The organism is Bifidobacterium sp. W8103, assembly GCF_016100775.1.
GTDB lineage: Bacteria > Actinomycetota > Actinomycetes > Actinomycetales > Bifidobacteriaceae > Bombiscardovia > Bombiscardovia choladohabitans.
Window position 1 is genome coordinate 1,520,114 of sequence record NZ_JACFRV010000001.1, and the last position, 25,337, is coordinate 1,545,450.

Annotated in this window: 22 protein-coding genes; 16 read left to right on the forward strand and 6 right to left on the reverse strand. The window is 60.8% G+C overall.

The genetic code is table 11. The features are described 5' to 3' along the window. Positions 1–105 precede the first annotated feature (105 nt). From ftsX to H3U90_RS05945, 9 genes are all read left to right on the forward strand, one after another. Positions 106–1,029, forward strand: coding sequence for a permease-like cell division protein FtsX (gene ftsX / locus H3U90_RS05905; protein ID WP_198177404.1), 924 nt, complete (start codon positions 106–108; stop codon positions 1,027–1,029). Between the two features lie 85 nt (positions 1,030–1,114). Continuing rightward, positions 1,115–2,539 (forward strand): CHAP domain-containing protein, encoded by a 1,425-nt coding sequence (locus H3U90_RS05910; RefSeq protein WP_198177405.1) that lies wholly within the window; start codon positions 1,115–1,117, stop codon positions 2,537–2,539. A 92-nt stretch (positions 2,540–2,631) separates the two neighbouring features. Then, positions 2,632–3,108, forward strand: coding sequence for an SsrA-binding protein SmpB (gene smpB / locus H3U90_RS05915; RefSeq protein WP_198177406.1), 477 nt, complete (start codon positions 2,632–2,634; stop codon positions 3,106–3,108). 277 nt (positions 3,109–3,385) lie between these two features. Next, on the forward strand, positions 3,386–4,324 hold the full coding sequence (locus H3U90_RS05920) for an ABC transporter substrate-binding protein (protein WP_198177407.1): 939 nt from the start codon (positions 3,386–3,388) through the stop codon (positions 4,322–4,324). A 106-nt stretch (positions 4,325–4,430) separates the two neighbouring features. Further along, a complete protein-coding gene (locus tag H3U90_RS05925; RefSeq protein ID WP_198177408.1) occupies positions 4,431–5,405 on the forward strand; it encodes an amino acid ABC transporter permease in 975 nt (324 codons plus the stop codon). A 16-nt stretch (positions 5,406–5,421) separates the two neighbouring features. Continuing rightward, on the forward strand, positions 5,422–6,234 hold the full coding sequence (locus tag H3U90_RS05930; RefSeq protein WP_198177409.1) for an amino acid ABC transporter ATP-binding protein: 813 nt from the start codon (positions 5,422–5,424) through the stop codon (positions 6,232–6,234). An 87-nt stretch (positions 6,235–6,321) separates the two neighbouring features. Continuing rightward, the gene (glmS, locus tag H3U90_RS05935; protein ID WP_198177628.1) at positions 6,322–8,214 is read left to right on the forward strand and encodes a glutamine--fructose-6-phosphate transaminase (isomerizing); all 1,893 of its coding nucleotides are present in this window, start codon (positions 6,322–6,324) and stop codon (positions 8,212–8,214) included. Positions 8,215–8,223: 9 nt separating this feature from the next. Next, positions 8,224–8,976, forward strand: coding sequence for a pseudouridine synthase (locus H3U90_RS05940; protein ID WP_198177410.1), 753 nt, complete (start codon positions 8,224–8,226; stop codon positions 8,974–8,976). A 110-nt stretch (positions 8,977–9,086) separates the two neighbouring features. Further along, positions 9,087–11,189, forward strand: coding sequence for a beta-galactosidase (locus H3U90_RS05945; RefSeq protein WP_198177411.1), 2,103 nt, complete (start codon positions 9,087–9,089; stop codon positions 11,187–11,189). Here the strand turns inward: H3U90_RS05945 and H3U90_RS05950 are convergent. Beyond that, complete coding sequence (locus H3U90_RS05950) at positions 11,146–11,943, reverse strand: type III pantothenate kinase (RefSeq protein ID WP_198177412.1); 798 nt, start codon at positions 11,941–11,943, stop codon at positions 11,146–11,148. The genes H3U90_RS05945 and H3U90_RS05950 overlap by 44 nt on opposite strands. Before the next feature lie 145 nt (positions 11,944–12,088). Between H3U90_RS05950 and H3U90_RS05955 the strand changes: the two genes are divergently transcribed. The 7 genes from H3U90_RS05955 (at position 12,089) to H3U90_RS05985 (ending at position 20,115) form a co-directional block, all read left to right on the forward strand. Next, a complete protein-coding gene (locus H3U90_RS05955) occupies positions 12,089–13,735 on the forward strand; it encodes an ABC transporter substrate-binding protein (protein ID WP_198177413.1) in 1,647 nt (548 codons plus the stop codon). A gap of 2 nt (positions 13,736–13,737) precedes the next feature. Continuing rightward, on the forward strand, positions 13,738–14,715 hold the full coding sequence (locus H3U90_RS05960) for an ABC transporter permease (RefSeq protein ID WP_198177414.1): 978 nt from the start codon (positions 13,738–13,740) through the stop codon (positions 14,713–14,715). A 77-nt stretch (positions 14,716–14,792) separates the two neighbouring features. Further along, positions 14,793–15,752, forward strand: coding sequence for an ABC transporter permease (locus H3U90_RS05965; protein WP_232340572.1), 960 nt, complete (start codon positions 14,793–14,795; stop codon positions 15,750–15,752). Continuing rightward, complete coding sequence (locus H3U90_RS05970) at positions 15,752–16,546, forward strand: ABC transporter ATP-binding protein (RefSeq protein ID WP_198177630.1); 795 nt, start codon at positions 15,752–15,754, stop codon at positions 16,544–16,546. The genes H3U90_RS05965 and H3U90_RS05970 overlap by 1 nt, the downstream gene beginning before the upstream one ends. Beyond that, complete coding sequence (locus H3U90_RS05975) at positions 16,533–17,381, forward strand: ABC transporter ATP-binding protein (RefSeq protein WP_198177415.1); 849 nt, start codon at positions 16,533–16,535, stop codon at positions 17,379–17,381. Before H3U90_RS05970 ends, H3U90_RS05975 begins: the two co-directional genes overlap by 14 nt. A gap of 169 nt (positions 17,382–17,550) precedes the next feature. Beyond that, positions 17,551–19,542, forward strand: a complete 1,992-nt coding sequence (locus H3U90_RS05980; RefSeq protein ID WP_198177416.1) for a RecQ family ATP-dependent DNA helicase — start codon at positions 17,551–17,553, stop codon at positions 19,540–19,542. Between the two features lie 90 nt (positions 19,543–19,632). Further along, on the forward strand, positions 19,633–20,115 hold the full coding sequence (locus H3U90_RS05985; protein WP_029678668.1) for an S-ribosylhomocysteine lyase: 483 nt from the start codon (positions 19,633–19,635) through the stop codon (positions 20,113–20,115). A gap of 79 nt (positions 20,116–20,194) precedes the next feature. Here the strand turns inward: H3U90_RS05985 and H3U90_RS05990 are convergent, their stop codons facing one another. The 5 genes from H3U90_RS05990 to H3U90_RS06010 form a co-directional block, all read right to left on the reverse strand. Further along, positions 20,195–21,094, reverse strand: coding sequence for a dihydrodipicolinate synthase family protein (locus tag H3U90_RS05990; RefSeq protein WP_198177417.1), 900 nt, complete (start codon positions 21,092–21,094; stop codon positions 20,195–20,197). After that, positions 21,091–21,726 carry an amidohydrolase family protein gene (locus tag H3U90_RS08295; protein WP_332460598.1) on the reverse strand — a complete coding sequence of 212 codons (636 nt, stop codon included), beginning with the start codon at positions 21,724–21,726 and terminating at the stop codon, positions 21,091–21,093. The genes H3U90_RS05990 and H3U90_RS08295 overlap by 4 nt, the downstream gene beginning before the upstream one ends. Positions 21,727–21,895: 169 nt before the next feature. Further along, entirely contained in the window at positions 21,896–23,164 is a 1,269-nt protein-coding gene (locus H3U90_RS06000; RefSeq protein ID WP_198177419.1) for an MFS transporter, read from the reverse strand. 8 nt (positions 23,165–23,172) lie between these two features. Next, positions 23,173–23,964: an SDR family oxidoreductase gene (locus H3U90_RS06005; protein WP_198177420.1), complete on the reverse strand. Its 792-nt coding sequence runs from the start codon at positions 23,962–23,964 to the stop codon at positions 23,173–23,175. Between the two features lie 80 nt (positions 23,965–24,044). Next, complete coding sequence (locus H3U90_RS06010) at positions 24,045–25,328, reverse strand: enolase C-terminal domain-like protein (RefSeq protein ID WP_198177421.1); 1,284 nt, start codon at positions 25,326–25,328, stop codon at positions 24,045–24,047. Positions 25,329–25,337: the final 9 nt, after the last annotated feature.

The following is a 25,337-nucleotide window of genomic DNA, read 5'->3' on the forward strand; positions in this document are numbered from 1 at the left end:
GGCTCCTCCTGCTCCGCCTGAAGTCCCCAAGGCGGCCAGGAAGTCCCATGGAGAGAACGACGCACAGGCTCGGGATGAGCATGATGACAAGAAGAAGGCGGCACGATGAGACTGCGGTTCATCCTTTCCAGCACCTGGGACAACCTGCGCCGCAACGGGTCCATGATCCTCTCGGTCATGCTGGTCACCTTCATCTCCTTTCTGTTCATAGGTGCCTCGGGCCTCATGCAGGCTCAAATCAGCAAGGCCAAGGGAGACTGGTACGACCAGGTGGAGGTGGTGGTCTGGCTCTGCCCGGACGGCACCAGCCAGGCGGCCTCGTGCGCGACCGGCAAGGCGCCCACCGATGATGAGATTGTCAAGCTGGAGAACACCATTAACAACGAGCTGAGCGACTCCGTGGCCAAGATCACCTATCAGAGCCGTGAGGACTTTTTCAAGAACACCTTCCTCAAGCAGTACCCTGACGGTACCTACGAGGGAAGGACCATGACCGCGGCGGACATGCAGGCCTCCCTGCGGCTCAAGCTCAAGGACCCGACCAAGTACCAGGTGGTCTCCGAGGTGCTGTCCGGACGCGATGGCGTAGAAGAGGTCTCCGACCAGCGTCAGATATTCGACCCGGTCTTCAAAATTCTCAACAGGGCCACGGCGGTCACTCTGGTCCTGGCTGTGGTCATGGTGATTGTGGCCATTCTGCTGACCGGCACCACTATCAGAATGAGCGCCGCCTCCCGTCGGAACGAGACGGAGATCATGAGACTGGTGGGAGCCTCCAACTGGACCATCCGGCTGCCCTTCATCCTGGAGGGCGTGGTGGCCTCCCTGCTGGGTTCGATTCTGGCTGTCGGAGCCCTGAGCGCCATCGTCAAGCTCTTCATTACCGACTGGCTGGCTCGCACGGTCCAATGGATGCCTTTTGTGAACCAGTCCACAGTACTGCTCATAGCGCCAGCCTTGATCCTGGGGGCCATGCTCTTGTCCGCACTGGCCTCCTCCATCTCCCTGCGGCGGTATTTGCGGACCTGATTTTCGGCGACTGGCCAATCGATTGGGGGCGCAATCTCTGTCATAATGGTGACTAGCATGGAAAACGATAGTGAGGGACTTGACCATGAATCGTACCAAACAGTGGGAGGCTATTTGCGGTCTCGTCGGATCGTTGGCCATGATGCTGGGCGGCGGAATCCTCGGACTGTCAGTAGCCCCCGAACCTGCCCGAGCCGACTGGAGCAGCTACCAGCAGCAAGTTCAGAACCACGCGGCCCTGAAGAGCAAGCTGGCTGGTGTCAGCGCCCAACTTGCCAACCAGATATTGAGCCTTGATGATCTGACCTCCAACCAGATTCCGGCTGCGCAGCAAAGCGCTAACGATGCCCAGCAGCAGGCCGAACAGGCCGACAGCCTGGTTCAGGCCACCAACGACCGCCTGGAGGCTGCCCGCAAGGATCGCGCAGACCTGGAGGCTAAGATACGTCAGACCGGCCTCGACTATGACGATGCCAAGGCTGGCGTGGCACAGATGGCCAGAAAGAGTTTTCATGGGTCCGAGACTTCTCAGATCATGGATGTGGTGACCAAGTCTTCAAGTACCCAGGATTTTGTAGACAAGATGCAGTCCGATGCGGCTGTAACCAGGTCCGAAGCCAATGCGGCCAACGATGCAGCCAATACCCTTAACTCCTCCATGAACCGCAAGCAGCGTCTGGAGGCCATCGAGGAGCAGATTAGCACGCTCAAGGCCAAGGCCGATCAACAGCAGGCGGTGGCCCAGCAGGCTGTAGCGGCGGCTCAGGCCAAGCAGGACCACCTGCAGGCCCTGCGTGACCAGGGGACCGCAGCACGTAAGCAGCTGGAGAGTCAAAAGGCTGCCCTGACCACACAGTCTGCCCGAGAGGCTGCAGAAATTGTAGCCACCGAATCCATGATTGACTCGCTGAACACCGGCAATGCGGGCGGCAGAGCTGACCCGCATGCCGGAGGAGCCCAGCAGATCAGCAATGGCGGCGGATCCCGTCCGGCACGGAATCCACGGCCTGCCCCGCCCAGTAACAATGGCGGCGGTGGTAATAGCGGTAGAGGCAACGGTGGCGGTAGCGGCGCCTCCGGTATGAATTATGCGGTGCCCGGTAGCTGTCCTTCAGGTTCTGGATTCTGTTATGGCCATAATACTGGCAATACAGTGGGCGGTAGTGCTTATTCTTACCCACAGTGTACACTTTGGGCCTATAAACGCCGCTCGCAGCTGTCTCTTCCTGTGGGATCCTATATGGGTAATGGGGCTGATTGGGCTGGCAATGCACGTAAATTGGGCTATTTAGTCAACAATACTCCCCATGTCGGTGCTGCCATGGTCTTCGCCCGTGGCCAGCGGGTAACTCGTTGGAACGCCAATTGGACCTATGGCCACGTGGCTGTGGTCGAGCGGGTCAATGCAGATGGATCGGTACTCATCTCCGAAGGAGGTGCAGGCTTCGCCTCCTTCCCTACCTATGAAACGGTCTATGGGGCAGGCAACTACCAATACATTCATTACTGATGCCGATGAGGGCCAGGTCCGCCGCTTGGAACGGTATTATCGCTGTCCGGAGTGCCAGGTAGCCTCCTTGGCGCGATCAGGAGGAGGATATTATGGCTAAGGAAACCGGCACGTCGATGATTGCCCAGAACCGCAGGGCCCGTCATGACTACCAGATCGAGGATCGGTACGAGGCCGGCATCGCGCTGACCGGGACCGAGGTCAAGTCTCTGCGCGAGGGGCGTGCCTCCCTGGCCGAGTCGTTCGTCAGCATTGACCGGCGGCACGAGGTCTGGTTGGAAAACGCCAACATCCCCGAGTACCTCAATGGCACCTGGAACAACCACGCACCCAAGCGCAAGCGCAAGCTGCTCCTCCACGCCCGGCAGATTGTTCGCTTGGAGCGGCAGATTCAGGCCAAGGGCTATACCATCGTTCCCTTGAGTCTGTATTTCAAGGACGGCAAGGTCAAGGTCGAGATCGCTGTGGCCCGAGGGAAGCGCGAGTATGACAAGCGCCAGTCTCTGCGGGAGGAGCAGGATCGCCGTGAGGCCCAAAGGGCCATGCGTTACCGCAACCGGCGCGGCTGAGTTCACAGATCAATTTTCCAGTTCCTCAACAAACCGACAGTCGCCCGTTTAAGTCTGCCTGCTCTATGCAGGCTCGACACGCCCGGGGCTGATGGCGATAGGCAGTCTTGAATAGCATCTTTGGCCTGCTATTGAGCCAAAAACATCAGGATAAGCAGTCAGTAATATCGCATTAATCTTATTCTGTATGCATAAAAATACAAATGTGTGCATAATAGTGCATGTCACTCAAGAGCAATGAGGGGTCGCTTCGGGGCGGTCCGGAAGAGGAGAAGACATGGGCAAGATCAAGGCGGTGTTGGCGGCGGCTCTGAGTATCACCCTGCTGGCCTCCATCGGAGCCTGCGGAACCACTGACGAGGCGGACACCAGCAGTGCGTCGGGCAAGGCCACCACCAGCTCCCATCCAGCGGCTTTTGACGTCAGTGGCATCAAGAAGGATCCGGCCATTGCGGCCAAGGTGCCCGAGTCAGTTTCCAAGGACGGCAAGCTGACCGTGGGTATGGAGACCTCATATGCGCCTGGCGAGTTCATGAATGAGGATGGAAAGACCCCCATCGGCTATGACGTGGACCTGTCGAACGCCATTGCCAAGGTCATGGGGCTCGAGGGGGAGATGGTCAGCGCCTCCTTCGATACCATCATCCCGGCCATCGGCAGCAAGTATGACGCGGGCATCTCCAGCTTCACCATCACCAAGGAGCGGATGCAGTCGGTCGACTTCGTCACCACATTCAAGGCGGGCACGGCCTTCGCCGTCAAGAAGGGGAACCCCTCCAAGATCAATCCTGACGACATCTGCGGCGTCAAGGTCGGCGTGCAAACCGGGACCATCGAAGAGCAGCAGGCAGCCGACAAGATCTCGGCCGAGTGCAAGGCCAAGGGCAAGAAGCCGGTGGATGTGCAGTCCTACAAGCAGCAGACCGATGCCGCCACGGCAGTGGTCAATGGCAAGATCGACGTCTTCTACGCCGATTCCCAGGTGACCGGGTATGCCATCAAGCAGACCGATGGACAGCTGGAGAAGCTGGGCAAGGATACCGACATCGTCCTGCAAGGTGCCGCTCTGAAGAAGGGCAGCGGCATGGCCGAAGCCACCCAGGCGGCTCTTCAGAAGTTGATTGACGACGGCGTCTACGCCAAGATCCTCAAGAACTGGGGCGTCCAGAGCGGTGCGATCGAAAAGGCCGAGATCAACCCTGCGGTCTCTGACTGAGGCAAGGCCAGGCGCGGGTCGTCATATCGGGCGACCCGCGCCTCAGCAGGTGGTTAGGCAGTAGATCAGGCCTCAACAAGTACAGCAGTGCGGAAGGAAGCAGGAGATGCATACCAAGAAGGGGACGGACCAGATTCAGATCCCCGGCAGAATACATGCCAGGCCGGTGCGCAAGCCGGGGCCGATCGTTGCTGCCGTCATCGTGGCCATCTTCGTGGCCATGCTGATCCACGGCATGGTGACCAATCCCAACTTCGATTGGCCCACGGTCTGGAAGTACCTCTTCAACGAGCACGTCCTGGACGGCATCAAGTGGACCCTTCTGCTGACCGTCTACGCCATGGTCCTGGCCACAATCCTGGCCATCATCCTGGCGGTCATGCGCAAATCGTCCAATCCGGTCCTGCGCTGGGTCAGCTGGTTCTTCATCTGGTTCTTCCGCGGTACTCCTGTATATACCCAGCTGGTCTTCTGGGGCCTGCTTTCCGTGCTGATTCCCAAGCTGGCCATCGGGATCCCCTTCGGTCCCGAATTCTGGAGCATCGATACCAAGACCGTGCTGAACGCCACAGTGGCCACAGTGCTGGGCCTGGGACTCAACGAGGCCGCCTATCTTTCCGAAATCGTCCGTGCCGGCATCGAGGCTGTGGACCCCGGCCAGGAGGAGGCAGCCAAGGCACTGGGCATGCCGCCGTCCATGATCATGCGGCGGATTGTCCTGCCTCAGGCCATGCGCATCATCGTGCCGCCCACCGGCAATGAGACCATCGGCATGCTCAAGACCACATCCCTGGCTCTTGCCGTGCCCTTCACCCTGGAACTTCAGTTCGCCACCAACGCCATCGCCAACCGCATCTACAAGACCATCCCGCTGCTGATTGTGGCCTGCATCTGGTACCTGGTCATCACCTCCGTTCTCATGGTCATCCAGGCCCAGCTGGAAAAGCACTATGGCAAGGGCTTCGACTCGCGGCCCTTGGTCGGGTCGGGGACCAAGGACGGCAAGGATGGCGAGGACCCGCAGACCCGTCAGGAGACTGACAAGGTCAACAAGGTCATGATGGCCGGGCTGAACGCCTGAGCGCAGGAGGAGAATCATGGACGAGGACAGGCAGACCAAGAAGGACGGTCAAGGCGGCAAGGATCCGGCCATCGTCATCAGGAATGTGCACAAGGTATTCGGCGATCAGCATGTGCTGCGGGGAATCAACCTGGAGGTCATGCCCGGCACGGTGACGGCAGTCCTGGGACCTTCCGGTTCAGGCAAGTCAACGCTGTTGCGGCTGATCAACCAGCTGGAGACCCGCACAGCCGGCGAGATTTATGTGGACGGCGAGCTGACCGGATACCGGAAGATCGATACCGGCAAGGGCCCTGTGCTGCAGACCCTGGACGACAAGGCCGTTGCCAGGCAGCGCTCCAAGATCGGGATGGTCTTCCAGCGTTTCAACCTCTTTCCTCACATGACCGCCTTGGAGAACGTCATGGAGGCGCCGGTCCATGTGGGACGGGTTCCCAAGACCGATGCCCGCAAGGAGGCACAGGCCCAGCTGGAACGTGTGGGGCTGGAGGACAGGATGGATTACTATCCCGCCCAGCTCTCCGGCGGCCAGCAGCAGCGTGTGGCCATCGCGCGAGCACTGGCCATGCACCCCGACATCATGCTCTTCGACGAGCCCACCTCGGCCCTGGATCCGGAGCTGGTGGGGGAGGTCCTGGGGGTCATGCGGCAGGTGGCTCAACAGGGCATGACCATGGTGGTGGTCACCCATGAGATGGGCTTCGCCCGCGAGGTGGCCGAGCAGATCGTCTTCATGGACCAGGGCGTCGTGGTGGAACAGGGAGGCCCTGACATCATCGACCATCCTCATACCGAGAGGTTCGCTGAATTCCTGCATACCGTGCTCTAGAAGCAGGCAGGGTTCAGGTTGTAGAAATTCCGGCAAGAAGCCTTTCGGACGGGCAGCGGCGGAATTCCCATGGCTAAACTGGGGCCCATGTGCGGAATCGTCGGTTATGCGGGATCGGTACGGACGGCCTGCGGCAGGCCCCTGGAGGTCTGCCTCAAGGGTCTGGAACGCTTGGAGTACCGGGGTTATGACTCGGCCGGAGTGGCCCTGGCTGCCCCTGGGATGGCGCGGGTGGCCGTGCGCAAGAAGGCCGGGCGCCTGGGCAACCTGATTGCAGATTTGAAGGCCAAGCCCATGCCCGAGGCCACGGTGGGTATCGGCCACACACGTTGGGCCACCAATGGCGAACCCACTGACGTCAACGCCCATCCCCACATCAGCCGTGACGGCAAGGTCGCGCTGATCCACAACGGGATCATCGAGAACGCCTCCAGGCTGCGGTTGGACCTGGAGGCCGAGGGGTACACCTTCGTATCCTCCACGGACACCGAGGTGGCCGCCAAGCTTTTGGGCAAGATCGCCCAGGAGATTATCGATGCCACCGGCCAGCCCGACATCTTCGAAGCCATCAGGCGGCTGGCCCGCATGCTCAAAGGAGCTTTCACCATCCTGGCCGTGGACTCAAGGCAGCCCGATCTGGTGGTGGGCATCCGACACGATTCACCGCTGGTGGTCGGCCTGGGGGACGGGGAGAACTACCTGGGATCCGATGTAGCGGCCTTCGTGGCCTATACCCGTCAGGCCATGGAGCTGGGGCAGGACCAGGCTGTCTGCATCAGCGCGGACCAGGTCCTGGTCACCGACTTCCAGGGGCATCCTGTGGAGCATCCCCGCCGCTACACCATTGATTGGGATGCTTCGGCTGCCGAAAAGGGCGGATGGGACTCCTTCATGGACAAGGAGATCCACGAGGACCCCGCGGCGGTCTCCAACACCCTGCTGGGCCGGTACGACGAGTCGGGCGACCTGGATCTGGATGAGGTCCACATCGATGAGGAGGTCTTCCGCCAGATCGACAAGATCATTGTCGTGGCTTGCGGAACGGCCTCCTACGCAGGGTTGGTGGCCAAGTACGCCATCGAGCATTGGGTCCGCATCCCGGTGGAGGTCGAGCTGGCCCACGAGTTCCGCTACCGTGATCCCATTCTGACCCCGCGCACCCTGGTCGTGGCCATCTCCCAGTCCGGGGAGACCATGGACACGCTGATGGCGCTTCGGCATGCGCGCGAACAGGGTTCACGGGTTCTGGCCATCTGCAACACCCAGGGGTCGACCATCCCCAGGGAGTCCGATGCCGTGCTCTACACGCACGCCGGCCCCGAGGTGGCTGTGGCCTCCACCAAGGCCTTCCTGGCCCAGATTGTGGCGGCCTACCTGCTGGGGCTCTACCTGGCCCAGGTCAAGGGAACCATGTACCGGGACGAGATCCACCAGACCATCGACAACCTCAAGGCCATGCCTGCCAAGATCCAAAAGGTGCTGGACAGCCAGGCCGAGGTCATCAGCCAGACGGCTCAGCGCATGTCCAAGGCCCGCTCCTTCCTCTTCCTGGGGCGGCATGTGGGCTATCCGGTGGCACTGGAGGGGGCGCTCAAGCTCAAGGAGATCGCCTACATCTTTACCGAGGGGTTCGCCGCCGGCGAGCTCAAGCACGGCCCGATCGCCCTGGTGGAGCCGGGGGAGCCCGTGGTGGTCATCGTTCCCAGCGCCCGGGGCCGCAATGTGCTGCACGACAAGGTCATCTCGGCCATCGAGGAGGTCAAGGCCCGCGGCGCCTTCACCATCGTCGTGGCTGAGGAGGGCGATCCGGATGCCGACCGCTATGCTGACGTGGTCTTTTGGCGGCCGCCCTGCCCGACCCTGCTCAGCCCTCTGGTGGATGTGGTCCCCCTGCAGTTGTTCGCCCTGGACATGGCCAGGCTCAAGGGTCTGGACGTGGACAAGCCCCGCAACCTGGCCAAGTCGGTCACTGTGGAATAGAGGCTGTCCATGGTCGTCGGGTCCGAGCAGCGGGGGCATCGGATCGTTCTGGATGAGCCCTTGATTCCCTTCGAACCCAGAGTCATCTACGAGGACCGTCGCATCATTGTGGTCGACAAGCCCCATTTTCTGGCTACCATGCCCAGGGGGATGTGGTACGCGGGCACCGTACTGATTCGAATGCGCCAGCTGTATGGGGAGCCCGACATCATACCCGCCCACAGGCTCGACAGGGCCACTGCGGGCGTGCTGGTCCTGGTGCGAGATCCGGCTGCCAGGCGGGCCTACCAGATGCTTTTCCAGGAGCATCGCGTGCGCAAGGTCTACCAGTGCCTGGCGCCGGTGCGACCCATGGTTCGCCCGCGGACCGGCATCGTGCGACGCCTGGATCCGCCCCGGGTCTTCCCGCTGGAGCGCCGCTCCAGGGTGATGAAACGCCGAGGGATTCTCCAGGCCTGGGAGGAGCGTGGACCGGTCAATGCCGTCACCAGGGTCGAGCTGACGGCGGGCCGGGGATGTCTGGCCATTTACACCCTCTATCCGCAGACCGGCAAGACCCATCAGCTTCGTGTGCACATGAACGCTCTGGGCCTGCCCATCGTGGGCGACGATCTTTACCCCAGAGTCCAGACCCGGGCCTACGACGACTTCTCCCGGCCACTGCAATTGGTGGCACGTCGTCTGGAGTTCACCGACCCCTTCACCGGGGTTAAACGCATCTTCACCTCCTCCGTTCCCTTCGATTCTCAAGAAGAAGCCTGAACAGTCAGCCTGGTGGGACATAATGGTCAGGGGATACCGGAGCTGCGGGACAACGTGGACGCGGCAGGCATCCCCGTCCGAGGGTTGAGATGGACCAGGAGGTTCTACCCATGAGCATACCGACACGGCGGCCCTATCGATGGCCCAAGCATCTCAAGGGTCAGCAGTCCCTCTGGTACGGATGCGACTACAACCCCGACCAGTGGCCCGAGGATACATGGGATGAGGATGTCAGGCTGATGACCAAGGCAGGGGTCAACGTGGTGGCCCTGGCGGTCTTCTCCTGGTCGCGTATCGAGCCCAGCGAGGGCGTTTTCGACTTCGATTGGCTGGACCGGATCATCGACAAGCTTGGTCGTGCCGGCATCGGGGTCAACCTGGCTTCGGCCACGGCCTCGCCGCCGCTCTGGCTGACCCAGGCCCATCCCGAAGTCCTGCTCAGGGACGAGCGAGGCGACACGGTCTGGCCCGGGGCCCGGCAGCACTGGCGGCCCACGTCGCCGATCTTCCGCTCCTACGCCTTGAAGCTCTGCCGGGCCATGGCCGAGCACTACCGGGACAACCCCTATCTGGTGGCCTGGCATGTTGGCAATGAGTATGGCTGTCACAATCGCTTCGACTATTCCGACGATGCCATGAGGGCCTTCCAACGCTGGTGTCGTCGCCGCTACAAGGACATCGACGCCGTCAACCGCGCCTGGGGCACGGATTTCTGGTCACAGAAGCTGAGCGACTTCTCGCAGATTCTGCCCCCGCGTTTCATCGGCCAGGGGAATTTCCAGAATCCGGGCCGCATGCTGGACTTCGAGCGGTTCAGTTCCGACGCCCTCAAGGATTTCTACATGGCCGAGCGTGACACCTTGGCTGAGATCACCCCGGATATACCCTTGACCACCAACTTCATGGTCAGCGCCGGCGGATTTACCCTGGACTACGACGACTGGGGCGACCAGGTGGACTTTGTGGCCAATGACCACTACGCGACGCCAGGCAGGGATCATCTGGAGGAGCTGGCCTATTCCTCCAGCCTGGTGGACGCCATTGCCCGCCGACGTCCCTGGTGGCTTATGGAGCAGTCCACATCGGCCGTCAACTGGCGGCCGGTCAATCCCCGCAAGGAGCCTGGACAACTGGAGCGCGACTCCCTGGCTCACCTGGCACTCGGTGCTGATGCCATCTGCTACTTCCAGTGGAGACAGTCCCGGGCCGGCGCGGAAAAGTTCCACTCGGCCATGCTGCCCCATGCCGGCGAGGACACGGCTGTCTTCCGCGACGTCTGCCAGCTGGGTGGGGACCTGCAGGGGCTCTCGCAGGCCGGTTTGGCTGGCACTACGCTGGCCAAGGCCCCGGTAGCCTTGGTCCTCGACTACGCAAGCCAGTGGGCCAGCTCCCACGCGTCCTCGCCCAGCGACCGGGTCGAGCATGGCCAGGAGCCGCCGGTCTGGTACCGGGCCTTTCTGGACAACGCCATCCGGCCTGATGTCCTGCCGGTCAGGGCCACCTGGGAGGAGTATCCGCTGGTGGTCCTGCCGGCCCTCTACCTGATCGACGCCGAACTCTCCAAACGGCTGCACAAGTATGTGCATAGTGGAGGGCGGCTGATCGTCACCTGGGGCAGCGGTATCGCCGACGAGCAGGACCGTGTCTGGACCGGCGGGTATCCGGGGCCGCTTCGGGACCTGCTGGGGCTGTCGGTCGAGGAGTTCGTACCCATGGCTCCCGGCACGCCCGGTCTGCAGGACCATCTGGACCTGACCGACGGGGTCACCGCACACGATTGGGCCGATGTCATCGGCAACCTGGACAAGGACACCAAGGTCCTGGCAGGCTACCGGGCCGATCCCTGGACAGGGATGGATGGCATACCGGCCATGACCGTCCATGATTGGGGTCATGGCAAGGCCGCCTACCTGGGCTGCCGTCTGGATGCCCGGGATCTGGCCAAGGTCCTTCCTGCCCTATTGAAGGCCCTGGATGTGGCCGATATGAGGTCGGCCCAGGGCAATCCCGATCTGTTGAGAGTGGAGCGGGTCAGCAAGGATGATCGTACGCGCTTCGTTTTTCTGTTCAACCGGACCAGGCATCCGGTGCAGGTTCAGCTGGAAGGCCAGGTCCTGGTGGGTTCGCTGGCCAGCATCGCCGGGGATGGCAAGCAGGCCGATTTGCAGGTCAATGGTGCGCTGGTGCAGCGTGTGGTCGGCCATCGGCATTGAGCTGGTGAATCCTGTACATGCCGGTGAAGATCAGCTCGGGGTCGTAGACCTCGATCAGGTCGGTGTCCTCTGAGAAGGTACGACCCATGCCGCCCGTGGCCACTACGTGGAAGTCCCGGCCTATCTCGCTGCGGTACTGGCGGATGATCCGCTCCAGGCCGCCGAGGAAGTTGTAGTAGAGCCCGGCCTGCATGGCCGTCCTGGTGCCCGTGGCCATGATGGTCTGCGGACGGGTGATCTCCACCTGGGGCAGCTGGGCGGTCTGACCGGCAAGGGCCTGGGCCCCTGAGCGGATGCCCGGCACGATCAGGCCTGAGCGTATGGCGCCCTTGGCATCCACATAGTTGAAGGTGGTGGCTGTGCCGAAGTCGATGACCAGGACCGGCCCTCCGTAGCGGTGGAAGGCGCCCACGCAGTCGGCCAGGCAGTCGGCGCCCAGGGAGCGCGGGTCGGCCAATCGGATGTTCATGCCTGTCTTCACGCCGGGGCCGACCACCATGGGGTCGATGGAAAAGAAACGGATCAAGCAGGACCTCAAGGCGTGCATGACCGCAGGAGCCACTGAGGAGATGATGGCATCCTGCACATCCGCAGTCCTGTAGCCGGCCAGGGCCATGAGCTGTCCCAACAGAAGCCCGAACTCATCGGCCGTGTGATCGATCCTTGTGGTCAGTCTGTAGGAGGCGGCGACCCGGTCGCCCTCCATGAATCCGACCTCGATGTTGGTATTGCCGATGTCGATGGCCAGCAGCATGTCTTTTCCTCCCTGCCGTCGTCCGGGCGCGTGGCGCTTTCCGAATCCATCCTAAGCGCATAAGCCCAGGTGATGGCTTCAGGGAGTATGCTGGTGGGCGGTGATCGACCAGAACGGCGGTCAACCGCAGCATAAGGATTTGTCAATGAATGCAGATCGACACGGCACGCATGCCCACGGCAGCGTGACCGCAACAGATACAGACGCGGCCCAGGAGTCGGGACCCAGCACCGATCCCGAACTCAACGCCAGGATCAGGCCCATGAGGTCGGGTGGCAACACCCTGCCCTGGAAGCTGCTCAGCCTCCTGCTGGCTCTGGCCTTGGCTCTCTCCCTGTGGACCGGGCATCGTGGATCCGCCGGTCCGGCTCAGGGAGGAATCGTGGCGGATACGGTCACGGTGGGGCTCAAGCTGGCTCCCACCAATCTGGACATCCGCAACCAGTCGGGCACAGCGCTGGATCAGCTTCTGATCGGCAACGTCTATCAGGGCCTGGTGTCACGGGATTCCCGGAACCGGGTGCGTCCGGGCCTGGCCAGGACCTGGGATGTCTCCGAGGACGGCCTGGTCTACACCTTCCACCTGCATGAGGGCATCCGCTTCTCCAACGGTCATGCTCTTCGGGCCCAGGACGTGGTTGACTCCATTCGTGGGCTCATGGAAGGCCACTATCAGGGCAGCGAGATGCTGGAGGGCTTCCAGGGCGTTGAGGCCACAGATCCGCTGACGGTGCGCCTGACGCTTTCCAGACCCTACCAGGATCTGCTCTGGCAGCTGAGCGGCCGGGCCGGCCTGGTCCTTGACCGGCGGGCTCATTACGACATGAAGACCCAGGCCGTGGGATCCGGCCCATACCTGCTGGAAAACTTTCGGCCAAACGATTCGGTCACCCTCAAGGCCGATCCGCATTACTGGGGCAGCGACAAGCCCAAGACGCCAACAATTGTCATCCGCTATCTCAATGACGACAACGCCGCCGTCAACGCCCTGCGCAGCGGGGATGTGCAGGTGCTGGCTCCGATCACCGAGAACCTGGCCAGTCCCTTCCGCGAGAACCCCGACTTCCAGGTCAAGGCGGGCGACGACACCGACAAGTACGTCCTGGCCATGAACGGCAAGGGTGCCGCCACATCCGACCCGCGGGTGCGCCAGGCCATCCGCCATGCCATCGACCATCGGCAGCTGATCGCCTCCCGGGGCGGATCGGACAGGGCCCTAGGCGGCCCCATACCCTCCCTGGATCCCGGCTATCGGGATCTGACCGGGCTCTACCCCCACGATCCGGAGCAGTCACGGCGGCTTCTGGCCCAGGCCGGGTACGGTCCCGAGCACCGGCTCAAGCTGCGGTTGACCTACGCCAACACCTATGGCAGCGAGTTGGGCGATCAGCTGCGTTCGCAGCTGCGTCAGGTGGGCATCGACCTGGATGTCAGGGTGGTGGAGTTCTCGGTCTGGCTGCAGGACGTGCATGCCAACAAGGACTACGACCTGTCTCTGGTGGATCATGGCGAGAGCCACGACTTCCATCAGTGGGCCAACCCTAACTACTACTACAACTATGACAATCGTCAGGTCCAGGATCTCTACCAGAAGGCCATGGCCACGACCTCCGCCGATGACTCCGACAGGCTCCTGGCCCAGGCCGCACGGATTGTCAGCAGCGATGCGGCGGCGGATTGGCTCTTCAACTACCGGGTGACCACGGCCTGGCGGACGGGGTTGGAAGGCTTCCCGGTCGACCTGAACCAGTCCCTCATGCCCTTGTCCGACCTGATCTACAGGCGAGGATGACCATGGCTAGATTCCTGATGCGGCGCCTGGTGCTCTTCATCCTGGCGCTGATGGGCATCTCCCTGCTGATCTTCCTGGCCCTGCGTATCCTGCCAGGGGATGTGGCCGCCGTCATGGCCGGGCTGGATGCCCCGCCTGAGCGGGTCGACCGGCTGCGTCGGCAGATGGGCCTGGACCGCTCCTATCCCCGGCAGTATCTGGATTGGGTCAGCGGCTTTCTGCAAGGGGACCTGGGCAGGTCCATTCTGACCAACCGTTCCATCGCCTCCCAGGTGGGTATCCGGGCCCAGATCACCTTCCCGCTGATTCTTTTGGGACTGGGCGTGGCCCTGCTGCTGGGCATCCCCCTGGGTTGCGCAGCCGCCCTGGCGCGCTCGCCGCGGATGCAGTCCTTCAGTCACATGGCAGCCATCGTGGGCGGATCAGTACCGGCCCTCTGGTCAGGACTGCTGCTGATCATGCTCTTCGCCAAGGGAAGCGGCCTGATTGGTTTGCTGCCCTCCCAGGGCTTTCCTGCTCTCGGCTGGGCTCAGCCTGGGCAGGCCTTGGCAGCTTTGATTCTGCCCGCTCTGTCCACCGGAATCATCGTGGGCGCTGGCATCATGCGGTACACCCGCTCTCTGCTGGGCGACATGCTTTCTTCGGGGTATGTGGACATGGGCATGGCCTGCGGAATGACCCGAACCCAGGCCGCCCTGCGGATCGGTCTGCGGCTGGCTTCCCCCCAGCTGGTCTCGGTGATTGGGCTGACCATGGCCGAGATGATCACCGGGGTCATGGTCAGCGAGAACCTGTTCGCCCTGCCGGGACTTGGCTCCATGCTGGTCACTGACGTGGGCAACCGGGATCTTCCGGCCGTTCAGTCTGAGCTGCTTCTTCTGGCGGCCTTCTTCCTCTTCCTGGGACTGCTGGTGGACGTTGTCCATAGGCTGATCGATCCGCGTTTTCGAGGTGTGGCCAGGCAGGAGGTGGCTGACTGATGAGCTGGGTGCATACAGACAGGCCTCATCTGGGATTGAAGGCCGCCTTCCCCGGCCGATTGGGATTCTTCGGGCGGATGCGGGTGGTGCTGGCCAGCATGTGGTGCAAGGCCTCGGGGCGGTACTCGCTGATTATTCTGGCCATATGGATCCTGGTCTCCCTGGTCTCCAAGTTCTGGACCCCGGTCCCTATCTGGACCACCGACGGGTACCGGATCTGGCAGGCCCCCAGCCGCGCCCACCTTCTGGGAACGGATGGTACAGGAGCAGACATCCTCTCCTGGCTGATGGCGGGGTCGGCAACCAACCTGGTCATCAGCCTTCTGGCGGTCATCCTGTCGGGCGTATTGGGGCTTCTTCTGGTCATGGCCATGGTCTCGCGCAGTTCTGGAGTATCGCAGACGGTCGTGGTCCTGGTAGACGCCCTGATTTCCCTGCCCACGGTTCTGCTGGCCCTGATTCTGGCCGTTCCCCTGGGACCCAGCATCGCCGTGGTCGTCGTGGCCTGCGGATTCGGCTACGGACTCAACCTGGCCCGGATTGTAAGGCCCCAGGCGCTCCTGGCGGCGGAGTCGGACTACGTGCAATCCGCCCGGCACAGCGGGGTCGGGTCCTTCAGAATCTTCTGCACCCATCTGGTGCCCAACGTCATTCCGGTCCTGTGCGTGCAGCTTTCCATGTCGGCGGGGACCTCCGTTCTGGCTGAAGCAGGGTTGACCTACCTGGGGGTGGGTGTTCCATCCGGCCTGCCCTCCTGGGGGCACTCGCTGACCACCTCGGTCAAGTTCATCAACGTCTTTCCGCTGACCGTGCTCTGGCCTGGCCTGGTGGTCACCATGGTTGTGGTGGCGCTGAACCTGTTCGGTGATGCCTTGCGTGATGCCATCGATCCGGTCACCAACCCCAGGTTCAGGGTCGCCGTGGCTGCCTCCGGACGATCCGCTCTCCAGTCTGAGCGCCAGACACCTTCTCCGCAATCGGATGACTCCGGTCATCACGTCGAGAATGCGATCCATACAGGCGAAGGAGGTCGATGATGTCGCTGGTTATTGACGGCCTAGGTCTGTCCATCGGTGGTCGCACCATTCTTGACCGGGTGAACCTCAGGGTGGCGGACGGCCAACGGGTCGGCCTGATCGGCTCCTCGGGCTCCGGAAAGTCGATGATCGCCCGCAGCGTTCTGGGTACCGCACCACTGACGGCCTCCCTGTCCGGCTCCATTCTGGTGGACGGGCTCCAGATTCTTGGTTCCGATGACCGGTCCCTGGCGGACCTGCGCGGTTCCCGGATGGGCATGATCTTTCAGAATCCTTCCACGGCCCTGAACCCGGTCAAAAAGGTCTACAGCCAGGTGGAGCTCCCTCTCCGCCGCCACTACCGCCTGAGTGCCCAGGAAAGGCACAGACGGGTCATGGAGATGTTGGCCCAGGTCGGTCTGGATGCGGATCTGGCTGGCTCCTATCCGCATGAGCTGTCCGGGGGCCAGCAGCAGCGGGCGGCTATAGCCACGGCCCTGGTCACCAAGCCCAGACTGATACTGGCAGACGAGCCCACCACAGCCCTGGATGCCATCACCCAGCGGCAGATTGTGGACTTGCTGGTCTCCCTGGTCGACCAGAGCGGGGCCTCCCTCCTGTTCATCACCCATGACTTCTCCGTCCTGGCCCGGGTTGCTGATTACTGCTACATCCTTGACGCGGGCCGAGTGGTGGAAAGCGGGCAGACGCAGAGCATTCTGCGCGACCCATCCAGTCCACAGGGCAGGACCCTGGTGAGGGCGGCCAGAGAATTGACGCTGCGCGCGGATGGAGGCAAGCATGAGAACGACTGATGGTGCACAGGTCGACCCGATCCTGGTCGGGAAGGGCCTGACCAAGGTCTATGCTCCCGCCGGAAGCGGCATGGCTCGAAAGGCCGCGGTTGACGGAATCGATGTCTCCCTCCTGCCAGGGGAGTGCCTGGCGATCATAGGGGAGTCCGGTTCAGGGAAGACCACGCTTTCCCGCCTGCTTCTAGGGCAGTTGAGGCCTGATGGCGGACAGGTGATGTATCAGGGCAGACCGGTTCTCCACGGTTCTCCGGCCGCCAAGGCGCTTGCCCGGGACTCTGCTCTGGTCTTTCAGAATCCCTTTGCCTCCCTCGACCCGCGGTGGACCATCGGCCGATCGGTCGCCGAACCTCTTCTGGCTGCCAGGCGCAGGGGGGGTGGGCACCTATGGCATCGTCGTCAGGGTGGGACAGACCTTGCTGAGCGGGTGGCCGAGGTCTTGTCAAAGGTTCAGCTTGATCCGTGCAGGATCATGACGGCTTATCCCTCGGATCTGTCTGGAGGCCAGGCTCAGCGGGCGGCCATAGCCCGGGCCCTGATCGTCAAGCCCCGGATACTCTTGGCCGATGAGCCTATGAGCGCCATCGATGTCTCGGCACGCGTCGGGATCCTCCATACCCTTCAATCCATCATGACCCAGTCCAGGCAGCGGAGTGATTCGTCAAGTGGCATGTCCATGATCATCATCTCCCATGATCTGGGCGTGGTCCAGCACATAGCAGACAGGGTCATGGTGCTCGTCCAGGGGAAGGTGGTGGAGGAGGGTCCGGTGAAAGCCATCCTCAATCATCCCAGGCAGTCCTATACCCGGCAGTTGCTGGCAGCTGCAACCCTGTAGGTATCCGTCTTTGTCAGGCGATCGGAATACCAGTCATCGATAGCTGCCCGTGATTCAAGGATACGACCTCCTGGATTGGCTACCGGGGAATCGTGAAGCTCGGAGACGATCGACCACATGGTCGTTCGCCCACTGCTTGACTCCTGTTGGGGCAATAGACTGGGGAACCATGGTGGACATCCAGGATGCAGGACAGGCGCTGAAGCGGTATTTCGGGTATGAGTCCTTTCGCCCGGGTCAGGAGGATCTGGTCAAGGCCATCCTGAACGGGCAGGACTGCCTGGGTGTTATGCCGACCGGTGCCGGCAAGTCCATCTGCTATCAGATACCTGCCACTCTTCTGGACGGTCTGACCATCGTCATCTCCCCCTTGGTTTCCCTGATGAAGGACCAGGTGGACGGGTTGGAGGATGCCGGCATCCAGGCCTCCTTCGTCAATTCCACCCAGGATATGGATGAGCAGTCCCTGGCCCTGGCTCAGGCTGCCCAGGGACGCAGCAAGATCCTCTACGTGGCTCCCGAGCGGCTGGATGCCCCCAGATTCAGGGAGTTCGCCCAGCATACGAGGATCTCCCTGCTGGCTGTGGACGAAGCCCACTGCGTATCCCAGTGGGGTCAGGACTTCCGCCCTGCCTACTTGGGCATCGGCGACTTCATCGGATCCCTGCCCAACCGGCCCACGGTGGCGGCCTTCACTGCTACGGCGACAGAGAAGGTTCGGCGCGACATCATACACATGCTGGGCCTGAACGACCCTTACGTGGCGGTGACGGGATTCGACAGGCCCAACCTCTTCTTCGATGTGATCAAGCTGGAGAGCAAATACAAGAATCGCTGGGTGGTCCAGTATGCCCTGAAGCACGGCGATGACTCAGGCATCGTCTACTGCGCCACCCGCAAGGAGACCGAAGCCCTGGCTGATGATCTGCTCAAGGCTGGCGTCAGCGCTGTCAGCTACCACGCTGGTATGGATGCCCAGGACAGGGAGCAGGCGCAACGGGACTTCGTCAACGACAAGGTGCAGGTGGTCGTGGCCACCAACGCCTTCGGCATGGGCATCGACAAGTCCAACGTGCGCTATGTCATCCATCACAACATGCCCGAGAGCATCGAGGCCTACTACCAGGAAGCTGGCAGGGCGGGACGTGACGGCGAGCCCGCCAGATGCTCACTGCTGTGGAACGAGAGCGACATCGTCACCCGCAGGCGCCTGCTGGACATGGACAACGGCAACGACAGACTGACCGGTGAACAGGCCGAAGCGGTCAGGGCCGAACACCGGCGTCTGCTCAATGTCATGATTGGCTACTGTCGGACCACGGGTTGCCTTCACCAGTACATGTTGCGGTACTTTGGTGAGGAGGTGGATCAGGCTGCCGCGGGCCTTTCTCCTGCCGAGGCCGACAAGGGCAAATCCGTCCCGGTCGGGCATCCCGACACGGGCAGAGGCGGCTGTCGGAACTGTTCCAACTGTCTGAGCACCTTTAAGACCATCGACGTCAGCGATGTGGCCCGTGCCATCAGCAGGTGCGTGCATGATGTGAATCAGGGGTTCGGCTCCGGAAAGATCGCCCAGATCCTCCGTGGCTCGCGCTCGCAGGACCTTCTTCGGCGCGGGCTGGATCGGTGCCCCAGCTATGGCGTCCTGGCCCAGGTTCCAGAGGCACGAATCCGCGACGTGCTCAACCAGATGGCCTCGGACGGGTATCTGTACATCACCGAAGGACGGCTGCCCATGGTCCACTTCGGGCCCAAGGCCGCGCAGACCGTCAGTCCGGACTTTCACTATGAGATCAAACGGACGGAACGCCCGAGTACTTCAGACAAGGCCTTCGGCGGCGGGTCTTCTTCGACGGTCGACGATGACGGTCTCGATCAGGCCGGTGCAAGCGATGCCAGCCCAGAGGATGAGGAACTTTTCCAGAAACTGCGCGCACTGCGGACCAGCATAGCCCGCGAGATCGGCAAGCCTCCCTACATCGTCTTCTCCGACAAGGCCCTGCGCGATATGTGTCGCCTTCGGCCCGCCGATGATGCGACCTTCCTGGCCGTCAACGGGGTGGGACAGCACAAGCTGGAGCAGTATGGACCTCAGTTCATGGGGGTCATCTCCCAGTTCTCGGCCAGAAAAGGAGCGAATGTAGTCATGGGCGCTGCCTGATCTGATAGGCAGGTCGGCCTACCATGAGATATACATGACTTCATCAAGGTTGCCTTTCATACCGGGCGCCCGACAGGAAAGGAAATAACAATGGCTGACAAACCTATTGTAGAGAGCTTCCAGCTTGATCACACCAAGGTAAAGGCGCCCTACGTTCGTCTGATCGACGAGGAGAAGGGCCCCCAGGGAGACATCATCTCCAACTATGATCTGCGCCTGGTCCAGCCCAACCAGAACGCCATTCCAACTGCCGGGTTGCACACCATTGAGCACACCATCGCCGTGCTTCTGCGCGAGCGCATTCCCGGCTATATCGATTGCTCGCCTTTCGGCTGCCGGACGGGCTTCCACCTGCTGGCCTGGGGTCGTCATTCGACCGAAGATGTGGCCAAGGCCCTGAAGGAGTCGCTGGAGTTCATCGCCGAAAAGGCCACCTGGGACGACGTGCCCGGCACCGAGATCACCTCCTGCGGCAACTACCGCGACCATTCGCTCTTTTCGGCCAAGCAGTGGAGCCGTGACATCGTCGCTGCCGGCATCAGCTCCGATCCTTACGAACGCAAGCTGGTCTGAGCGCTGACAGACAAACAATGGGGTCGGAGGAAGGGTAAATTCCTTTTCTCAGGCCCCGTTCGATGCAACAGGTGAAATCTCAACTGCGCAGTATGGTCTCGATCTGTTTCATCTGGTCGTCATCAATCTGTATAGCAGGTTCTCGGATGCGTGTGCTGATGGGCAGACCCTGCAGCCGCACGGCTCCCTTGATGGCCGACACGAACAAATCCGCAGTGTCGTAAATCGCCATCAGGTGGTTGATGCGTCGGGCCTTGTCGAGCGCAGTCTGGTAATTGCCCTCTTGATAGGACTGATGCATGGCCACGAAGGTTTCCGGTTCCACGTTGGTCAGGCCCGATAAAACACCGTTGCCTCCGCAGATGCGATTGACCATATAGTATTCGTCGAATCCGGAGAACACCGAGAACTCAGGGCTGACACGTCTGACTGCCGATACGACTCGACGTGTGTGGCTGATCGTGTCCACGGTGTCTTTGATACCAACGATATTCGGACATTCCTGGGCCAGTTTCGCGACCAACTCCGGAGAGCAGTCGTTGCCTGTACGAGCCGGGAAATTGTAGAGGATCACCGGTACAGCCGAGGCGTGGGCGATGCTGGTGAAATATCGGTAAGCGGTCGGTTCCGAAGGGCCGAAATAATAGGGGCTGACAGCCACCACGGCATCGGCGCCGATTCGTCCGGCAAACCTGGTCAGCTCCATGACCCGGTCCATGTCGGTATCGCCTACCCCGACGAAGATCTTCATGCGCCCTCGTATATGGTCGACAGCGAATTGCAGGGCTGAGCGCTTCTCTTGAAGATCATAGGCATAAAATTCACCAATGCTTCCAAACAGAAGCACCCCATCAATGCCAGCCTGGATCAGATGGTCCAGGTGTCGTCCCCACAGGTCAGTGTCGATGGCTCCCTGATCGTCGCTGATGGTTATCGACGGGCAGAAAATTCCCTCGAATTTGGCTGATGATGTGCTCATGTTCGCCCTTCCACAGTAAGCATATCGGCATCGATTCCATAGGCCCTCATGGCATTGTGCTTGAAGAAGTCCTCATCAGGGCCAAAGGTGTCCAGCATCAGTTGCCAGTGTTCCCTGAGTGAGGAGTGCACGGTGACTACCGGCCAGTTGGAGGCATAAAGGATCCTGTCCGGGGGAAATGTGTCCCTGACGAAGGCGACGATGTCTCGATTGACCGGCAAGTCGCCTGATACCTTGATATAACAGTGTGGCAGGGCCGCCATGGCCTGCATGGCTTTTTTGCAGGCCGGCGACAAGTCGGGCATATTGCCCATATGGTCCATGACGACAGTCAGGGAAGGAACCTGAGAGAATGCCTGAGCCATGTCCGGCAGTTCTGCCCCCCTGTTGCATAGCTCGAAAGGCAGGCCCTTATCAGCCATGGCGTGGAGCCCGGCGATGAAGGAGGGTTCCATGCAACGGCCGCGCGGGGCAGAGTCAGTATGCAACGGCTCTCTGATGCCCGTAGCATTGATGGGCACCCTCGTATAGGGGCCTACCTGGGCTCTTAGCATTCGGGCAAGAATTTTCGGGTCATTGTCCTCATAGACCAAGCGGTCCTCTAATAAGGGGTCATCCGAGTCAACTTCCACGTAGACTCCCCCCAAAAATTCCACTCCCAACTGCTCGTACTCGTCTTCCAGCTCATGAAGAGAAAAGCTCCGGTTCAGTGATGGCATCCCGTCCAGCCAAGGTAGATGTTGCCGTTCAAGATCCCACATGTGGAAGTGAGCATCAATGACCTGTAATTGTCTCGTCATGTCAGGCTCCCTGCTTAAGGCCTATACGGCACCCACGGAAGGCATACCAGGCGATGTAGAGGAATCCGGGCACGGTCACCAGCATGGCGATTTCGATGCCCATGGCATCCTGGATGACACCCAGCAGCAGTGGAATCAGAGCCGCTCCGACGATGCTCATGACCAGCGCCGAAGATCCGGTCTTGGCGTCGTTGCCTCTGATGCCCTTGAGCGTCAGCGAGAAGATCGTGGGGTAGCCGATCGATATGAACAGATAGGCGATCAGGAAGCAGATGACCGAGAATCGTCCCAGACCCAGGAATACCAGAACCATCAGCACGGCAGTGATGCACATATAGATGCCCAGTATCTTGCCGGCATCGAATTTGGTCATCAACGGAGTGGTCAGGAACCGGCCAAGGGTGAACAGTAGCGACAGCAATGCCAACAGTGTGGCGGCCAGGCCGGCGGTGATGCCAGCGCCCCAATGTTTGAGAGCATAAGCGGAGAACATGGCCATGCCCGCCACCTGCAAACCGATAAAAATGAACTCGGCTACCACGCCCAGTACGAAGTAAGGGCGTTTCAGCAGGCTTGAGGTGCCCGAATCGGTGCCGGTGTTCCCTTCCTGCTCGTCATCGCCAGGGGGTGTTGGCAGTTTGAAGACGATGAAAACAGCCAACACCAGCAGCAGGACGATGCCTATGACGATATAGATCATTCTGGTATCAGACAGGAACTTGACCTTGGCTTGCTCAAAGCCTGGATCTTTTGGGGTCAGGGTTTTGGACAGGACTCCGCCCAGAATCAGAGGTCCCACAACGTTGCCGACGCCGTTGAAGCTCTGTGCCAGATTGAGTCTGAAGGATTCGCCTTTTTCGTCGCCCAACTTGGTGACGTAGGGGTTGCAGTTGGTTTCCAGAGAGGAGGCTCCCAGCGCTACCACGAACATGGCGAACAGGAAGAGTCCGTAGCTGGCCATATTTGTGGCCGGCACCACGATGAATGCTCCAACCGCGAACAGTATCAGTCCGGAGATGACCCCGCCCTTGTAGCCGAATCGCTTGGATATGATTCCAGCTGGGATGGCCATGATGAAGTAGGCTCCGTAGTAGGCCACCTGCAGCAGTGACGCCTGGGTGCTATTCAGTTCCATGTAGTTGCTGAACGGACTGTTGAGGGCGTTGACCAGGTTCATGGTCAGTCCCCAGATGAAGAAGAGTCCGATGACCAGGGTTATGGCCACGGTGGCTTTGGAGCCGCCCTTGTTTTGCGTATTTGTATTTTCCATGTCAGAGCTCAATTCAGTGCCCGGTCCAGGTGGACGTATCCGCCATCGACAAACACCCATTGGCCGGTGGTGTGTGATGCGCGATCGGAGAGTAGGAAGGTGGCGGTGTTCCCGATTTCCTCTGGTGTGGTCATGCGATGCTCCAGAGGAATCTTGTCTGTGATGACCGACAGGCGGGCCTGCTGGGCCTTTTCATCGCCAAAGGTCTTGATCCAGTCAGCATAGAGCGGGGTCCAGCATTCCGAGACCACAATGGCGTTCACTCGTACGTCATCGTGGACCAAAGCCGCAGCCCATTCTCTGGTCAGGCCCAGAATCCCGCCCTTGGCAGCCGCATAGGCGCTGGTCTTGCCCTGACCGGTCACAGCGGTTTTGGAGGTGATGTTGATGACGGACCCGTGGCTTTCCTTGAGGTAGGCACAAGAGGCATGCATGAGTTCGTAGTAGTGGGTGAGATTGCCATGCACGGAATGTTCGAACTCCCGCCAGTCAGTAGTCTCCAAGGCCTTGTTGTCGTTGACTCCAGCGTTGTTGACTATGCCATCGATATGGCCGAATTCCTTGTGCACCTGCTCCACAATGGGGGCTATGCCGTCGGTGTCATTCAGATCCAGGATGAAAGTCCGATAGGTATCGGTATAGGCCTCGATGTCTTTGCAGAACTGGCCCCTGGCTGACTCGTCACGGTCTATGACTGCGGTTATGGCGCCCTCCTGGGCCAGTTGCAGAGTGATGCCCCTGCCGATGCCCTTGAAGCCACCGGTGATGATGAATACCTTGTTCTTGAGATGCAGATCCATGAGAACTCCTTTGTCTATATGGATGGTTGATTTGTTGAGGTCCAGTGATTGGACCGAGTTTTGATTGACGGTGCCTGAAGTCATTCCTGGTGGAGGTAGCGCTGTGCAGTCTCCACGGTCATTTCAGCCCCATTGCCGGGAGCGGTCGGTGCCTGATACATGCCCTGGCTGATACGCACGGGGTTCACGAAATATTCATGCTGGTTGTCGACGTACTCGATCATCCGACCCTGTGTGGTGCAGGAGACGGCTGCGTAGTCGAACATGGCGAAGTGGCAGACCATCTCGCACAGTCCGACCCCGCCAGCGTGGGGGCAGACTGTCTTGTGGAACTTACGGGCCAGCAGGTATTCGAGAACTATCTCCTGTGGGCCCGCCACTCTGGTGGCGTCGATCTGCATGATGCCGAAGGCGTTGGCCTGCAGGAATTGCTTGAACATGATGCGGTTCTGCATCTGTTCACCGGTTGCCACGGGGATGGGATTGATGGCCCTGGCAATGGTTGCGTGGCCGATGATGTCGTCGGGGCTGGTGGGCTCTTCGACCCAAGCCAGGTCGAAGTCATGGAAATGGTTGATCCAATCAATGGCTTGAGGGACATCCCAGACCTGATTAGCGTCGACGGCCAGGCGGACGTCGGGGCCGATGGCATCCCTGGCCAGTCCCAGGCGGCGTATGTCATCATCGAGGTTCTGGCCTACTTTGAGCTTGATTTGCTTGAAGCCCTTTTCTTGAGTCTCCCGTTTGGCGATCTCCACCATTTTTTCGTCGCTGTAGCCAAGCCATCCTGGTGCTGTTGAGTAGCCGGGGTATCCGTGCTGGCGAATGTCCTCGATGCGCCCTTTCTTACCGGATTGCCCATCTTTGAGGATGTCTATGGCCTCTTCGGGGCGCAGGGCATCGGACAGATATCTAAAGTCCAGGGTGTTGACCAGGTCTTCGGGGTCCATTTCTGCCAACAGCAGCCATAGGGGTTTTCTCGCCCTTTTGGCTTTCATATCCCAAAGGGCGCTCAGCAGTGCGCCGATGGCCATGTGCTCGACTCCCTTTTCGGGTCCCAGCCAACGCAGCTGTGAATCATGAACCAATAAATCCCAGGCAAGACCCATGCTGTCCAGCAGACGTTCAACCTCCAGGCCGCGCAGAGTCTCTCCTATGGAATCTATGGCTCTACAAACAACATCGTTGCCCCGTCCGATGGTGAAGACCAAACCACAGCCTTTGATCCCGTCGTCAGCCGAGGTGTGTATTTCCACATAGGCGGCTGAATAGTCGGGGTCCTTGTTCATGGCATCCGATCCTGACAGGGTCAGAGAAGTGGGAAAACGAAAGTCATACGTTTTCACCGCAGTGATAGTACTCATCGTGGCTCC

What these genes read in the sequence shown, in the direction of transcription:
- ftsX (WP_198177404.1), top strand. Translation starts at nt 106, where the DNA reads ATGAGACTGCGGTTCATCCTTTCCAGCACCTGGGACAACCTGCGCCGC.
- H3U90_RS05910 (WP_198177405.1), top strand. Translation starts at nt 1,115, where the DNA reads ATGAATCGTACCAAACAGTGGGAGGCTATTTGCGGTCTCGTCGGATCG.
- smpB (WP_198177406.1), top strand. Translation starts at nt 2,632, where the DNA reads ATGGCTAAGGAAACCGGCACGTCGATGATTGCCCAGAACCGCAGGGCC.
- H3U90_RS05920 (WP_198177407.1), top strand. Translation starts at nt 3,386, where the DNA reads ATGGGCAAGATCAAGGCGGTGTTGGCGGCGGCTCTGAGTATCACCCTG.
- H3U90_RS05925 (WP_198177408.1), top strand. Translation starts at nt 4,431, where the DNA reads ATGCATACCAAGAAGGGGACGGACCAGATTCAGATCCCCGGCAGAATA.
- H3U90_RS05930 (WP_198177409.1), top strand. Translation starts at nt 5,422, where the DNA reads ATGGACGAGGACAGGCAGACCAAGAAGGACGGTCAAGGCGGCAAGGAT.
- glmS (WP_198177628.1), top strand. Translation starts at nt 6,322, where the DNA reads ATGTGCGGAATCGTCGGTTATGCGGGATCGGTACGGACGGCCTGCGGC.
- H3U90_RS05940 (WP_198177410.1), top strand. Translation starts at nt 8,224, where the DNA reads ATGGTCGTCGGGTCCGAGCAGCGGGGGCATCGGATCGTTCTGGATGAG.
- H3U90_RS05945 (WP_198177411.1), top strand. Translation starts at nt 9,087, where the DNA reads ATGAGCATACCGACACGGCGGCCCTATCGATGGCCCAAGCATCTCAAG.
- H3U90_RS05950 (WP_198177412.1), bottom strand. Translation starts at nt 11,943, where the DNA reads ATGCTGCTGGCCATCGACATCGGCAATACCAACATCGAGGTCGGATTC.
- H3U90_RS05955 (WP_198177413.1), top strand. Translation starts at nt 12,089, where the DNA reads ATGAATGCAGATCGACACGGCACGCATGCCCACGGCAGCGTGACCGCA.
- H3U90_RS05960 (WP_198177414.1), top strand. Translation starts at nt 13,738, where the DNA reads ATGGCTAGATTCCTGATGCGGCGCCTGGTGCTCTTCATCCTGGCGCTG.
- H3U90_RS05965 (WP_232340572.1), top strand. Translation starts at nt 14,793, where the DNA reads ATGCGGGTGGTGCTGGCCAGCATGTGGTGCAAGGCCTCGGGGCGGTAC.
- H3U90_RS05970 (WP_198177630.1), top strand. Translation starts at nt 15,752, where the DNA reads ATGTCGCTGGTTATTGACGGCCTAGGTCTGTCCATCGGTGGTCGCACC.
- H3U90_RS05975 (WP_198177415.1), top strand. Translation starts at nt 16,533, where the DNA reads ATGAGAACGACTGATGGTGCACAGGTCGACCCGATCCTGGTCGGGAAG.
- H3U90_RS05980 (WP_198177416.1), top strand. Translation starts at nt 17,551, where the DNA reads ATGGTGGACATCCAGGATGCAGGACAGGCGCTGAAGCGGTATTTCGGG.
- H3U90_RS05985 (WP_029678668.1), top strand. Translation starts at nt 19,633, where the DNA reads ATGGCTGACAAACCTATTGTAGAGAGCTTCCAGCTTGATCACACCAAG.
- H3U90_RS05990 (WP_198177417.1), bottom strand. Translation starts at nt 21,094, where the DNA reads ATGAGCACATCATCAGCCAAATTCGAGGGAATTTTCTGCCCGTCGATA.
- H3U90_RS06000 (WP_198177419.1), bottom strand. Translation starts at nt 23,164, where the DNA reads ATGGAAAATACAAATACGCAAAACAAGGGCGGCTCCAAAGCCACCGTG.
- H3U90_RS06005 (WP_198177420.1), bottom strand. Translation starts at nt 23,964, where the DNA reads ATGGATCTGCATCTCAAGAACAAGGTATTCATCATCACCGGTGGCTTC.
- H3U90_RS06010 (WP_198177421.1), bottom strand. Translation starts at nt 25,328, where the DNA reads ATGAGTACTATCACTGCGGTGAAAACGTATGACTTTCGTTTTCCCACT.